The 12,873-nt window shown below is 59.3% G+C and carries 12 protein-coding genes; 7 read left to right on the plus strand and 5 right to left on the minus strand.

All coding sequences use genetic code 11. The annotated features are described in order from the left end of the window. Positions 1 to 5: 5 nt before the first annotated feature. The 5 genes from egtD to AC0V6W_RS02855 all read right to left on the minus strand — a co-directional run bounded on the left by egtD (position 6) and on the right by AC0V6W_RS02855 (position 8,189). Positions 6 to 992 carry an L-histidine N(alpha)-methyltransferase gene (egtD, locus tag AC0V6W_RS02835; protein WP_486146946.1) on the minus strand — a complete coding sequence of 329 codons (987 nt, stop codon included), beginning with the start codon at positions 990 to 992 and terminating at the stop codon, positions 6 to 8. Positions 993 to 996: 4 nt separating this feature from the next. Then, positions 997 to 2,298 carry an ergothioneine biosynthesis protein EgtB gene (gene egtB / locus AC0V6W_RS02840; RefSeq protein WP_486146947.1) on the minus strand — a complete coding sequence of 434 codons (1,302 nt, stop codon included), beginning with the start codon at positions 2,296 to 2,298 and terminating at the stop codon, positions 997 to 999. A gap of 181 nt (positions 2,299 to 2,479) precedes the next feature. Continuing rightward, on the minus strand, positions 2,480 to 3,550 hold the full coding sequence (locus AC0V6W_RS02845; protein ID WP_486146949.1) for a sensor domain-containing diguanylate cyclase: 1,071 nt from the start codon (positions 3,548 to 3,550) through the stop codon (positions 2,480 to 2,482). A 101-nt stretch (positions 3,551 to 3,651) separates the two neighbouring features. Next, positions 3,652 to 5,037, minus strand: coding sequence for a class II 3-deoxy-7-phosphoheptulonate synthase (locus AC0V6W_RS02850; RefSeq protein WP_486146951.1), 1,386 nt, complete (start codon positions 5,035 to 5,037; stop codon positions 3,652 to 3,654). A gap of 155 nt (positions 5,038 to 5,192) precedes the next feature. Next, positions 5,193 to 8,189, minus strand: a complete 2,997-nt coding sequence (locus AC0V6W_RS02855) for a M16 family metallopeptidase (RefSeq protein ID WP_486151443.1) — start codon at positions 8,187 to 8,189, stop codon at positions 5,193 to 5,195. 109 nt (positions 8,190 to 8,298) lie between these two features. Between AC0V6W_RS02855 and AC0V6W_RS02860 the strand changes: the two genes are divergently transcribed. The 7 genes from AC0V6W_RS02860 to AC0V6W_RS02890 all read left to right on the plus strand — a co-directional run bounded on the left by AC0V6W_RS02860 (position 8,299) and on the right by AC0V6W_RS02890 (position 12,860). Further along, the gene (locus AC0V6W_RS02860) at positions 8,299 to 8,880 is read left to right on the plus strand and encodes a NifU family protein (RefSeq protein WP_486146953.1); all 582 of its coding nucleotides are present in this window, start codon (positions 8,299 to 8,301) and stop codon (positions 8,878 to 8,880) included. Positions 8,881 to 8,903: 23 nt separating this feature from the next. After that, positions 8,904 to 9,512 carry a malonic semialdehyde reductase gene (locus tag AC0V6W_RS02865; protein WP_486146955.1) on the plus strand — a complete coding sequence of 203 codons (609 nt, stop codon included), beginning with the start codon at positions 8,904 to 8,906 and terminating at the stop codon, positions 9,510 to 9,512. An 84-nt stretch (positions 9,513 to 9,596) separates the two neighbouring features. Beyond that, entirely contained in the window at positions 9,597 to 10,265 is a 669-nt protein-coding gene (tsaB, locus tag AC0V6W_RS02870) for a tRNA (adenosine(37)-N6)-threonylcarbamoyltransferase complex dimerization subunit type 1 TsaB (RefSeq protein WP_486146957.1), read from the plus strand. Continuing rightward, a complete protein-coding gene (locus tag AC0V6W_RS02875; protein WP_486146959.1) occupies positions 10,262 to 10,735 on the plus strand; it encodes a GNAT family N-acetyltransferase in 474 nt (157 codons plus the stop codon). Before tsaB ends, AC0V6W_RS02875 begins: the two co-directional genes overlap by 4 nt. A gap of 129 nt (positions 10,736 to 10,864) precedes the next feature. Beyond that, positions 10,865 to 11,299 (plus strand): Ros/MucR family transcriptional regulator, encoded by a 435-nt coding sequence (locus tag AC0V6W_RS02880; RefSeq protein ID WP_486146961.1) that lies wholly within the window; start codon positions 10,865 to 10,867, stop codon positions 11,297 to 11,299. 199 nt (positions 11,300 to 11,498) lie between these two features. Continuing rightward, the gene (locus AC0V6W_RS02885) at positions 11,499 to 11,921 is read left to right on the plus strand and encodes a Fur family transcriptional regulator (protein WP_486146963.1); all 423 of its coding nucleotides are present in this window, start codon (positions 11,499 to 11,501) and stop codon (positions 11,919 to 11,921) included. Positions 11,922 to 11,924: 3 nt separating this feature from the next. Next, positions 11,925 to 12,860, plus strand: coding sequence for a lysophospholipid acyltransferase family protein (locus AC0V6W_RS02890; protein ID WP_486146964.1), 936 nt, complete (start codon positions 11,925 to 11,927; stop codon positions 12,858 to 12,860). Positions 12,861 to 12,873: the final 13 nt, after the last annotated feature.

Below are 12,873 nucleotides of genomic sequence, written 5' to 3' on the forward strand. Positions count from 1 at the left end.
GTCCCTTATGGCGCGCTGCGATTGGGGCGCGCTTCGGCGAGGATCAGCGAGAAGCGATCCTTGCTATCGGTCCAGCGCTGCTGCGGTTCCCACCCGGATGCGAGCAGCAGCATATTGGCAGTGCGGCGGCTGAATTTGTGGCTGTTTTCGGTGTGGATCGTCTCTCCCTTGCGCATCGCAAAGCTGCGCCCCGACACAGCAAAGCTGATGCCCTTGTCCGCGACCAGATGCATTTCGATCCGCGCATAATCATCATTCCAGCGCGCCTCATGATGCAGCGCGCTTTGATCGATATCGCCTTCCAGCTCGCGATTGATGCGCGCGATTAGATTGGTGTTGAACTGGGCTGTGACACCTGCCGCATCATCATAGGCGGCAACCAGCACATCTTCATCCTTGATGAGGTCCATCCCAATCAAAAGCTGCGCGCCCGTGCCCAGCGTCTTCCGCATATTGCGCAGAAGATCGACCGCAGTGCGCGCGACCATATTGCCGATGGTGGAGCCGGGGAAAAAGCCCAGTTTGGGCATGGCAGCGCTCGCATCTGGCAGAGCAACCTGCCGCATAAAATCGGCCTCTACCGGATAGACCGGAAGGCCAGGAAACTTCGCCGCCAGATCGCGCGCGGCGGCTCTAAGAAAATCGCCCGAAATATCGAGCGGCACATAGGCCGCCGGATCAATCGCTTTGAGCAGCAAAGGCGTTTTCACCGACGAGCCTGAACCAAATTCCACCACCGCGCGGCCCTGTCCGATAAGCTCTGCAAATTCGCTACCGCGCTCGCTCAAAATCTGCGTTTCCGCCCGCGTCGGGTAATATTCGGGAAGCTGGGTGATATCCTCAAACAGCTGCGATCCGGCATCATCATAGAGCCATCGCGCAGGGATCGCCTTTTGCTCTTGGCCAAGGCCTGCCAGCACATCTTTGCGAAACGCGGTGTCTACGCCCGCTTCATCGCGTTCGACCAGCATCAGGCCGTCATTGTCTGCCATACGGTTATACGTCCTTTGCAAGCCTGAGGCCGGTAAATTGCCAGCGCTGATGCGGGTAGAAGAAATTGCGGTACGATGCGCGCGAAGACCCGCGCACCGTGGCGCAGCTTGCGCCTTTCAAGACGCACTGCCCGCTCATAAATTTGCCGTTATATTCGCCGACTGCCCCCTTGGCAGCTTCGAATTTCGGAAACGGCAGATAGGCAGAGCGGGTGAATTGCCAGCAATCGCCGAACAGGTCAGTGCCGCCTTTGGGCAGCGGAGGGGCAGCGCCATCCAGCTGATTGCCGCGCGCCGCATCATGCGCCTGCGCGCTGCCAGCGGCATCCTGTCCGCGCGCGATCGCTTCCCATTCAAATTCTGTAGGCAGGCGGTATCCCGCCCAGCTCGCAAAGGCATCTGCCTCGTAATACGAGATATGCGTGACGGGCGCATGGGCATCGCGCTTTTGCCAGCCTTGATGGGTGAAATGCTGGCCAGTGTCTTTATCCCCAGCGCCTCCTTCCGCCCCATTTTCCGCCCAGTAAAGCGGCGCGGTTATCCCGTGTTCGCGCACCCAGCCCCAGCCATCGGACAGCCAGAGCGCGGCGGACCGATAGCCGCCATCAGCGATAAATTCGGCCCATTCGCCATTGGTCACCAGCCTATCGGCCAGCGCAAAGGGTTCCAGCAGAACGCGGTGCTCAGGCCCTTCATTGTCAAAGGCGAACCCCTCCCCCTGATGGCCAATGCGCGCAACGCCGCCCGGATGCGAATGCCAGCCCATTTGGCTCAGCGGCTCAGAAGAAAGCGCCGGCGCACCATCCCACATGGCGGGGCCAAGCGGGTTCTGGAACAATGCGTGTTTGATATCGGTCAGCAGCAATTCAATATGCTGCTGTTCGTGCGCGATGCCCAGTTCGATCAGATCAGTGCAGCGCGGATCATCCAAGAGCCGCGCCATCGCAGCATCAATATGCGCGCGCCATTCGAAAATCTCATCAAGCGCCGGACGCGAAAGCATCCCGCGCGATCCGCGCGCAATCCGTGCGCCTTCCGCTTCGTAATAGGAATTGAACAGGAACGGATATTGATCGTTAAACAGGCGGTAACCCGGCGCATATTCGCGCAGCAGAAATGTCTCCCAAAACCATGTCGTGTGCGCCAGATGCCATTTCGCAGGCGAGGCATCCTCCATCGACTGAATGCTCGCATCGGCATCGCTTAACGGCTGGACCAGCGCCTGCGTTAAAGCGCGCGTGGCTGTAAAGCGTGCCGATAAAGATTGGTCATGGCCGCAAGAGGTTGCCTGTTGAGTGAGAGGCATGGGGTTCTCCGGAGCTTCTCCGTTCGCGCGCATCGGCCTGTCCTGCGGGCGAATCCCGAAACGGGACAGAGGCGCAGCGCGTCCGCAAAGCCATGCCGCAACTTGCAAGCAATTGAAAGGGTTCAGTATGTGGTGAGCAACTGGTGCCCATGCGCACAAGTAAGCCGCCGCTAAGCGGCCTCTAAGCAGCCATGCACACTTTGTTGCGGCCCGAATTCTTGGCATCATACAGCGCCTCATCCGCGCGGGCGAACAGGGTCAGCGATGTGTCATCATCCATCAAATCGGCATAGCCCATGCTGATCGTCACCGGCGGCACATCGCCCACCGCGCTTCCTGCCGCGATGGCCTGTCGCAGTCGTTCTGTCATGGTGCTGGCAAATTGGCGGCTTGCGCCTGGCACGATCCAAACGAATTCCTCCCCGCCCACGCGCCCCACCAGATCGCCATCGCGCGCCTGCTGCGAGGCAATGCGCGCCACGCGTTTGAGCACTTTGTCGCCTTGGGGGTGGCCATAGGTGTCGTTCACCGATTTGAAGTGATCGATGTCAAAGATCACCAGCACCAGCGAATGCTGTTTCTTGCGCGCCGCGACCACCAAATGATCCAGCTTTGCCATCACCCGGCGGCGATTGGCCAATCCCGTCAGCGCATCGGTATCGGCCAGATTGCGCGCGTGGTTGGCTTCCTTCACCGCAATCAGGCGCGATTTTTCCAGCTCGCGCACGCGTTCTTTTTCATCGGTCACATCGCGCAGAACTGCGACCACCCGGCTGATCGCGCCGCTGCGCCCGCGCAGATTGCACGCCTCCACCCGCAATGTGCGCATCCCGCCATCATAGCTGTGGATGTCAAAGCTTAGCGTATAAGGCCCATCGACATTGGCGCGTTTCGCCACATTGCCGATCAGATCCACATCATTGGCATAAAGCAGCGTTTCCGCATCGCCTTCGACCAGCGGATCGCTGTGGCGCACGCCAAACATTTCGCGCATTCCGGGTGACCATTGCTGCGCGCCGGTGATCGGATCATATTGCCAGATGCCCAGCCCTGCGATTTTTTCAGCCATGCCCATGGTGCGCAGCAATTCGCTCATCTTGCGCGCGCGTTCCCGCGCCAGCCTAGCGACCGTTTGCGTCTCGCGCCTTGCGGAAAACACCGTGACAAGCGCCACTGCCGCCACGCAAACCAGCGCAAGCGACAGGATGAGCAGCATGCCGGGACCAGCAAAAGGGGCGAGATCGATTTGCATCGCCCCAAGCTTTAGGAACTTACCCTTGTGAGCCTGCGCAGGTGTCCCTGCGGGCAACTACGTAGTTTACCCCCGAAACGGTGGTTTAGCGCAGCGTTCGATCAGGCCGCATCGGCGGCTGGCGCGCCCAGTTTTTCGCCCACTTCTGAATTGAGCGTTTCGGCAATCAGGAACGCCAGCTCAAGCGATTGTTCCGCATTTAAGCGCGGGTCGCAGTGGGTGCGATAGCGGTCGCCCAAAGCTTCATCGGTGATTTCAACCGCGCCGCCAGTGCATTCGGTCACGTCCTGGCCCGTCATCTCGATATGGATGCCGCCGGGATGAGTGCCTTCTGCGCGGTGGACGGCGAAGAACCCTTTCACTTCTGTCAGGATGCGGTCGAAGGGGCGCGTTTTGAAACCGCTATCCGATTTGATGACATTGCCATGCATCGGATCACAGCTCCACACCACCGGGTGCCCTTCGCGCTGAACCGCGCGCACAAGTTTGGACAGGCCGTCTTCCACCTTGTCATGGCCAAACCGGCTGATGAGAGTGATGCGCCCGGCCTCACGGTCGGGGTTCAATTGGTCGAGCAAGCGGATCAGGGCATCGGGTTCCAGCGAGGGTCCGCATTTCATGCCCAGCGGATTGCCGATGCCGCGCGCAAATTCGATATGCGCGCTGCCATCAAACCGGGTGCGATCGCCAATCCACAGCATATGCGCCGATGTCGCATACCAATCGCCTGTCAGCGAATCCTGCCGGGTCAAAGCCTGTTCGTAAGGCAGCAGCAGACTTTCATGGCTGGTGTAAAAACTGGTCCCCTGCAATTGCGGGACGGTGGCCGGATCGACCCCGCACGCTTCCATAAAATCAAGCGCTTCGCCTATGCGGCCCGCCGTTTGCGAGAATTTGTCTGCCCAGGGCGTGCGGCCCATGAAATCGAGCGTCCATTGATGCACCCGGCGCAAATTGGCATAACCGCCCCCTGCAAAAGCGCGCAGCAGGTTCAGCGTTGATGCCGCTTGGCTGTAAGCGCGCACCATGCGCATGGGATCGTTGCGGCGCTGTTCAGGAGTGAACTCTATCCCGTTGATATTGTCGCCAAAATAACTCGGCAAAGTCATGTCGCCAATGGTTTCGGTCGCTGCCGAGCGCGGCTTGGCAAACTGGCCCGCCATGCGTCCGACTTTGATCACCGGATGCTTGCTCGCAAATGTCAGCACCACCGCCATTTGCAGCAGCACGCGAAACGTATCACGGATATTGTTGGGGTGAAATTCGGCAAAGCTTTCCGCGCAGTCCCCCCCTTGCAGCAAGAACGCCTTGCCATGGGCAACCTCGGCCAGGTCCGATTTGAGCGCCCGCGCCTCACCTGCGAACACCAGCGGGGGATAGGCGGCGAGGATCTCTTCAGCCTCGGCCAGCTCAGCTGCATCTTCATAATGCGGCAGATGGCGCGCTTCGTGGGCTTTCCAGCTTTCAGGTGTCCATGTTTGAGCCATGGGAGTGGGTTCGCTTTCTCTAATTCGGGTGCGGCCTGTATTGGCGGCCTAGTGCAACAGGAGCGCGCGGCTACACGGCGCGGGTTCTATTTGTAAAGCGTATTGGCAGCGCACCGCAACTTTATTCCATTCAGATCACTGATCGAACGATCCGATCAGCGCCCTGGCGCAGCATCGGCAGTGGGCGGAGCAGACGGCGCGATACCATCTGCTGTCCCCTGCGCCAATTCCTGCCCTTCCGGGATCACTGCCAGTTTCAGCGGAGAACGCTGGGCGAAATACCGATCAGCCAGGAATTGCATGATCTGCGGGCTGGTCTGCGAATAATCCTGAAGCAAAGTGCGCAGCAGCGACACACGCTGGGGATCGGTGCTCGCGCCTTCCAGATTGTACAGCCAGAACTGATTGCCGGTCGAAGCGCGCCGCACCAATTGCGCCAGCGGCTCTGTCACGCGGGCCAATTCGTCCTGTGTCGGCGGATTGGCTGCCAGATCGCGCGCGATGCGGTCCGCTTCGGCAAAGAAGATCGGCACCAATTGAGGCTCCATCTGAGCGAGCGCGGTAATCCGGCCGCCGCCAGCAATATCGGTGGGCCAGCGCGAAAAGACCTGCGGCGAATAACTCGCGCCCAGCTTTTCACGCAAAGCCTCAAGCAGACGGTTGTTGAAAATCTGAGTGAGGATTTCGAGCTGGCGCGATTCGCGAATGGCTTTCATGCCTCCGCCCGACGGCCACGTGATAACTGCAGCCGCCTGATTGTCATCGCCGCGATGTTTCAGAACCGTGGGGCTGCTGGTGTCCTCAGGAAAGCCGGGAATGCGCGCGGCAATATCTGCCGCAATAGGTTCGCGCGCGGGCAGTGCGCCAAAGGTTTCGGCCAATTTTTGAACGATCGCATCGCGGTCAAATTCGCCAAAAATCAGCACTTCGATATTGCCCTGTTTAAGCAAAGGCTCCCACACTTCGCGAAAGCGTTCGGGCGTCACATCGCGCAAGGCATCCGGCCCCGGCGTTGCAAAGCGCGCATCGCGCCCGCTGGCGATATATTCCAGATCGCGGTTGAGGATGCCCGACGGGCTGGTGGCATAGGAATTGTAAGCCAATTCGCCCGCAGCCTTGGCGCGGATCACAGGGTCCGCATCCCAGCGCGGCATGCCCAGTTTTGCGGCGAACAGGTACAATTGATCCGCCACATCATCAGACCGGGTTTGCGCGGTAAAAGTGAACACCGCATCGCTGATCGCAAAATCAAACCCCAGCTTGCGCCCTGTGGCCAGCCGGTCAATCTCGTTCTGGCCAAGCTCGCCCAGCCCCGATCCCACCAGCGCCATATTGCCCAGCGGCGCATAGACCGCATTGCTTTCATCAAAAGCGCGGTAACCGGCACCAAAACGGACCTTTACCGTGACCCGGCCCGGCTCTGCATTGTTCGCCCACAGCAAAGCGCGTGTGCCGTTGGAGAAATTGACCTGCTCCACATCCAGAATGCCCAAAGGCTCAGCCGAGGTGACCTCGCCCGGCGTGCCGATGGCGGGCAATTCGTCAAACGATATGGTTTGCGCTGCCAGCCGCGCAGAACTGTCGCTGACCGCTGGCCGCGCAAGCGCCAGCCGCAGACTTGCCGCATCCGCTTCACCTGCTGCGGGCGTGACATAGACAGAGCGCATCACATCGCCGTCGAACAATTTCTGCGTGCGTTCGAGCACTTCTGCCGGGTTTAACCGCTGCTTCATTCCGCGAAACACATCCAGCACCACCTGAGGAGCGGCGACCGTTTCGCGGATATCGACAGCGTTGACGATATTGTCAGCCAGCTCTGATCCGGCCTGCACGCTTTCCTGTTCAACCTGATTGGCAAAAACCACGTCAAATTCGGCCACTTCGCGGTCGATCTCTTCCTGCGTTGGCGCGTTGGCCACCGCATCGGCGATCACTCCGCGCACATCGCGCAAAGCGGTCTGCCAGTCATCAGAAAGCGGCGCAAAAGATACAAATGTCGCATCGGTTGAACGCGAGATATCGTCCTGCTGCACCTGCGCATAAAGGTATGATCCCCCGGCACGCGCGCGCGTTTCCAGCCGCCTGTTGATGATCGCCTGCGCCACCGCATCAAGCAGCAGGCCTTCGTTATAGACAATCGTATCTTGAACGGGCCGCCACGGGCGCAGGATCGAATAGGTGAGATTGCGCGGCAAGTCCGCTTCCACTCCCACGGCAAGTTCGCCGATTGGCGTAGCGTCAGCGCCGTCGCTGCCCGCAGGGGGCACAGGATCGCCAAAATCGGGCGCGGTGCCTGCTTCGCCTGTGCCTTCCCAATCGCCAAACCATTGCTCAACCAGGCCCGCAAGCACTTCGGCAGGGGCATCGCCAGCGACGACGATGACGGTTTTTTCAGGACGGTACCAGCGGTCATAAAACGCCTGAACGCTGGCTCCTGTCGCCGCGTTCAATGTTTCCACCGTGCCGATGGGATTGCGCGTCGCCAGTCTTTGTCCGGCAAAGAAAGTGCGCCGCGACAGGTCTGCCACGCGCTCTGATGCGCCGCCGCGTTCACGCTTTTCCGCCAGCACAATCGGCAATTCCGCCGCGACATTGACATCGTTCAAAACGGGTTCGCGGATCATGCCGGAAAGCAGCTTGAAACTCTCAGACAATTTGGCCGGGTCGATATTGGGAATGTCGAGTTTGTACGCGGTGTGCGTGGGGCTGGTTTCCGCGTTCGCATCGCTGCCAAAGGTCGCGCCCAGACGCTGCCATGCGGCAATCGCTTCGGCGGGGCCGAGATATTTGCTTTCGCGGAACAGCATATGTTCCAGCAGGTGGGCAAATCCCTGTTCTTCGTCGCGTTCATGCAAAGAGCCTGCATCCACACGCACCCGGATCGAAACCTGTTGCGGAGGCACGCCATTGCGGCGCACGGCATAACGCAGGCCGTTGTCCATTTCGCCAAACAGCCATTGATCATCCACCGGAACATCGCTGCCGCGGTACAGCCACGGGGTTTCATCGCCGGTTTGAAGGCTGCGCGCCTCTGGCACGCCCTGGCCATAAACCTGGGGCTGAGCCGCTTCTTGAGCGTGGGCGGGGAGAGACAGCGCAAAAGGCGCTGCGAGCAATGCAAGGGCGGCTGTCGCCCGATTCAAAAGGTTCATGCCGGCCATATAGGCGAGGCGGGCCTGAAGGGATAGTGAATGTGTGCGCAAAGGCGAAATTGCGACAAGCGCCATTGCCGCGAGGCCCCACGCGCACTAGATTGTTGGCATGTTCATCGAAACCGAAACCACGCCCAACCCGTCCAGCCTCAAATTCATGCCGGGCCGCACCGTCATGCCCAGCGGCACACGCGAATTCCCCTCACCCGAAGCGGCAGAGGCAAGCCCGCTGGCTCAGGCCATTTTTGACACAGGCGAAGTTGTCAACGTGTTCTTTGGCTGGGATTTTGTGACGGTAACGGCGGCACCGGGCAGCGACTGGAGCGCGCTGAAACCGCAAGTCGTTGCAATCCTGCTCGATCATTTCGTATCCGAGGCGCCCCTGTTTGCAGGCGGCAGCGCCGATGGCATTCAAGTGCCCGCCGAAGACGAGCAGATGGCCGTCGAAGACAGCGAAGAGGATGCCGAAACCATCGCGGCCATTCATGAATTGCTTGAAACCCGCGTGCGCCCGGCGGTTGCAGGCGATGGCGGAGATATCGCCTATCGCGGGTTTAAGGACGGGGTCGTCTACCTTACCTTGCAAGGCGCATGTGCGGGCTGCCCATCCAGCACTGCAACGCTGAAACACGGCATCGAAGGTTTGTTGAAACATTATGTGCCGCAAGTTGTTGAAGTGAGAGCAGCCTAACTCATTTCAAACACAGGATTTCCATGACCACGCAATTCCACGACACCGTGCTTTCCAACGCCGCGCTCGATCAGCTTTTCAACGAAGCGCGCACCTATAATGACTGGCTGGACAAGCCTGTTTCGGATGAACAGTGCCGCGCGATCTGGGATCTGATGAAGATGGCGCCCACTTCTGCCAATATGCAGCCCGCGCGTATTGTGTGGGTGAAATCGGATGAGCAAAAAGCCAAGCTTGCCGACTGCGCGATGGATGGCAACAAAGACAAAATCAAAGCTGCGCCGGTCACCGCGATCATCGGCTATGACATCGATTTTCACGAAGAGCTTCCCTGGCTGTTCCCGCATACCGATGCCAAAAGCTGGTTTGAAGGCGATGAAGAGGGGCGCAAGGAAGGCGCGTTTCGCAATTCCTCTTTGCAAGGCGCGTATCTGATCTTGGCCGCGCGCGCTGTGGGGCTGGATTGCGGACCGATGTCAGGCTTTGATGCTGATGCGGTGAATGCTGCGTTCTTTTCCGATGAACCGCGCCACCGGGTGAATTTCATCTGCTCTATCGGCTATGGCGATCCGGAAAGCATTTTTGATCGCTCGCCTCGCCCCGATTTTGAGACGTTCAACACCGTCGTGTAGTTCGGGTGTCAGCGCAGGCTAAGGTGGGGGTGCAGACGCATCCGCGCTTGCAGCCGCCGCCGCCTTGATGCATCGGGCTTCTCGATGCGGACACTTGCCATCGAAACCGCCAGTGAAGCGTGCTCTGTTGCCCTGTTCAGCAGCGAAGGTCTGGTCGCGCACGATCACCGCGTGCTGGGCCGCGGCCATGCCGAAGCTTTGGTGCCGATGATCGCCGCGCTGCCCGGTAAAGGGCGTGCGCAGCGTATCCTTGTCTCGCTTGGGCCCGGCAGTTTTACCGGCACCCGCATCGGCATCGCGGCCGCACGCGCATTGGGCTTTGCCTGGGGCGCCCAGGTGCTGGGCTATCCCACGCTTTCCTTGCTGGCGGCGGGCGCGTCGGGGGAAAAGTGCGGCGCGCTGACCGTGTGCATGAATGGCGGGCATGGGGAATGGTTCGTGCAGAACTTTGATGGCGAGAGCCGAGCTGAAACCGAAGCGCAGTCCCTACGTCCTGAGGCGGCTGCGCAAACACGGGTGCACGAAACCATTGTCGGCAACCGCGCCGATGATTGTGCAAAGCTGTTCACCCCTCACAAACGGGCAATCCACGCCCTGCCCGATGCGCGTCACGCGGATCTGCTAAGCGATGAGGTGCTGACCGCCAATCTCGCGCCCGTTTATGGCCGCGCGCCCGATGCGACCCCGCAAAAACCCGCCCCCCAGTCGCCTGCCCAGTCGCCTCCCCAGCCCGCCGGCAAAGCCGCCCAATGATGACGCGCACCGCCCAAGTCGGTCACATCATGACGGTGATGGAAGCCGCCTTTGATCCCGCATTTGGCGAGGCATGGAATAGCCGGCAGGTCGCAGATGCCCTGTCGCTGCACAGCACGCATGCGCTGTTGATTGATGCGCGCGGCACCGCAATCACCGATGGAGAAACTGATCAAGACGCGGCGGGCTTTGTCCTGTCGCGCCATGCGGCGGATGAAGAAGAATTGCTGCTGATTGCAGTCCTGCCAGGCCTTCGCCGCACAGGCCTGGGTGATGCGCTGATGCAGGCCTTTTTTGCCGCTTCAAAAGCGCGCGGCGCTGCCCGCGTCTTCCTCGAAATGCGGCGTGGTAATCCGGCGGAGCACTTATATCTCAAGGCCGGATTTCAGCCTATTGGTGAGCGCTCCCAATATTACCGTATGTCCAATGGCTCCAGAATAGATGCTATTACTTTTGCAAAGTCACTATGATTATCTCTATTCATCGCTTTTTCGACAGATAAACATCCGGTTTCATTCGTTATCATATTGCAATGAGTGCATTCGTGGTTCATGCGCTATTTATCGGAAAAATCCGAGTAGATAACTAAAGAGGAACTCATGCAAGATTTGGAAATGGAGATGAAAGAAACGCTTATCACGCTCACCAGCGATATCGTCGCGGCTCATGTCAGCAATAATGACGTGACCGTAAACGATGTGCCTGAGCTGATTACCAGCGTTTACGGCGCCCTGTCCCATTTGGGAAATGGTCAAGCCGAAGAAGAAGTGCTGCCAGAACCGGCAGTGTCTATTCGTGCTTCGGTAAAGCCGGATTATCTGGTGTGCCTCGAAGATGGCAAAAAGCTGAAAATGCTCAAACGCTATCTGCGCACCAATTATGATATGAGCCCGGAGGAATATCGCGCACGCTGGAGCCTGCCTGCCGATTATCCGATGGTGGCGCCAAACTATGCGGAAAAACGCCGCGATCTCGCAAAGAAAATCGGCCTTGGCCGTAAACCGGGGAGCGGACGCGGACGCAATAAAGGCTGAGCGTTCTCACTCATTAAACACAACGCTGAAGGGGCGGTGGGCGCAGCCCGCTCCTTTGGCGTCGTGGCACGGTTTTGCACATCCCCTCCCCCTGCTCGATCACCATCCCTTGAGCAGCGCGCCCGGTCTGGCTAAGGACAGTTGCCAAGGGAGCGTTATGCTGGCCTGCACGGCCACGCTGTGAAATGGAGCTTGTGAGTTGAGCCAGAAAATTGACCTTGAACAATTATGCGCAGAAAAAGGCCTGCGCATCACAGAACAACGCCGTGTTATTGCCAAGGTCTTGTCTGACAGCGATGACCACCCCGATGTCGAATTGCTGCACAGCCGCGCATCAGCGGTTGATCCCAAAATCTCTATCGCCACTGTCTATCGCACCGTTCGCCTGTTTGAAGAGGCGGGCATTCTGGATCGCCACGATTTCGGCGATGGCCGCTCGCGCTATGAACCCGTGCCAGAGGCGCATCACGATCATCTGATCGATGTGGAAACCGGCAGAGTCGTCGAATTCGTTGATCCCGAAGTGGAGAGCCTCCAGCGTCAAATCGCGGAACGGCTGGGTTACCGGCTGGTCGATCACCGCATGGAATTGTACGGCGTGCGCCTCTCGCGTGAGGATTAAGGGGTGTCATCCTCCCCCACCCCAACTGGCGACAAACCGCTGACTGCATCCGCTGCACAGGCCCGCGATTGGGAATTGCGGGTCGCCGCTGCCCGCGGGGAAGCCACCCCGATTTCATTTGGCGGATGGCTGCGTTTGTCGGTGCGGGTTGCCGCGCTTGCCGTGCTGATGCTGATCTTTGTGCCGCTGCATTTTGCTTACCGTATCTTTGCCTATGGCTCGCCTTTTCCCATGCTGTTCCTGCGGTATGCCGCGCGCGTTTCAGGCGCGCGGGTTGAGACGATTGGCACCCATCTCAAACGCGATGTGTTTTATGTGTCGAACCACGTCTCCTGGATCGATATTCTCTCGCTCGCAGGGGCAAGCGGCACCGCGTTCGTCGCCAAGGCAGAGCTGGAACAATCTCCGCTGGTCGGCTGGCTTGCCTCGCTGAACCGCACCGTTTTCGTAAAGCGCGAACACCGTCTGGGCGTGGCAGATCAGATCAATCTGCTAAAAGAGGCACTGGCGGACAATTGGTCGGTCACTGTCTTTCCTGAGGGGACGACAACCGATGGCCGATCGCTGCTGCCGTTCAAAACCAGCATGCTCAGCGTTCTTGAACCGCCCCCGCCCGGCGTTCTGGTTCAGCCGGTTCTGCTCGATTATGGCGATATCGCCGAATGGATCGGATGGATTGGCGAAGAAGGTGGATTGAACAACGCCAAACGTGTGCTGGCGCGCAAGGGTACATTCAAACTGCGCGTCAATTTCCTTGAACCCTTCAGCCCCGAAGATTTTCGCGGTCGGAAAGCCATTGGCAAAGAAGCGCGCCGCCGGATCGAGGAGGCATTGATTGATGCGCTAGGCGGGCCGCTGCGCGACTTTGCCCACACCGTGCCGCCGATCCGATACGAAGCGCCGCCCAGCCCTAAAGTGCCCGACGATACGCAGGTTTGACCTGCGATGCGCT

Source organism: Erythrobacter sp. JB1-7, assembly GCF_057365015.1.

Bases quoted from the DNA above. Each gene is read 5' to 3' on its own strand.
- egtD (WP_486146946.1), bottom strand. From the start codon at position 992: ATGGCAGACAATGACGGCCTGATGCTGGTCGAACGCGATGAAGCGGGC.
- egtB (WP_486146947.1), bottom strand. From the start codon at position 2,298: ATGCCTCTCACTCAACAGGCAACCTCTTGCGGCCATGACCAATCTTTA.
- AC0V6W_RS02845 (WP_486146949.1), bottom strand. From the start codon at position 3,550: ATGCAAATCGATCTCGCCCCTTTTGCTGGTCCCGGCATGCTGCTCATC.
- AC0V6W_RS02850 (WP_486146951.1), bottom strand. From the start codon at position 5,037: ATGGCTCAAACATGGACACCTGAAAGCTGGAAAGCCCACGAAGCGCGC.
- AC0V6W_RS02855 (WP_486151443.1), bottom strand. From the start codon at position 8,189: ATGAACCTTTTGAATCGGGCGACAGCCGCCCTTGCATTGCTCGCAGCG.
- AC0V6W_RS02860 (WP_486146953.1), top strand. From the start codon at position 8,299: ATGTTCATCGAAACCGAAACCACGCCCAACCCGTCCAGCCTCAAATTC.
- AC0V6W_RS02865 (WP_486146955.1), top strand. From the start codon at position 8,904: ATGACCACGCAATTCCACGACACCGTGCTTTCCAACGCCGCGCTCGAT.
- tsaB (WP_486146957.1), top strand. From the start codon at position 9,597: ATGCGGACACTTGCCATCGAAACCGCCAGTGAAGCGTGCTCTGTTGCC.
- AC0V6W_RS02875 (WP_486146959.1), top strand. From the start codon at position 10,262: ATGATGACGCGCACCGCCCAAGTCGGTCACATCATGACGGTGATGGAA.
- AC0V6W_RS02880 (WP_486146961.1), top strand. From the start codon at position 10,865: ATGCAAGATTTGGAAATGGAGATGAAAGAAACGCTTATCACGCTCACC.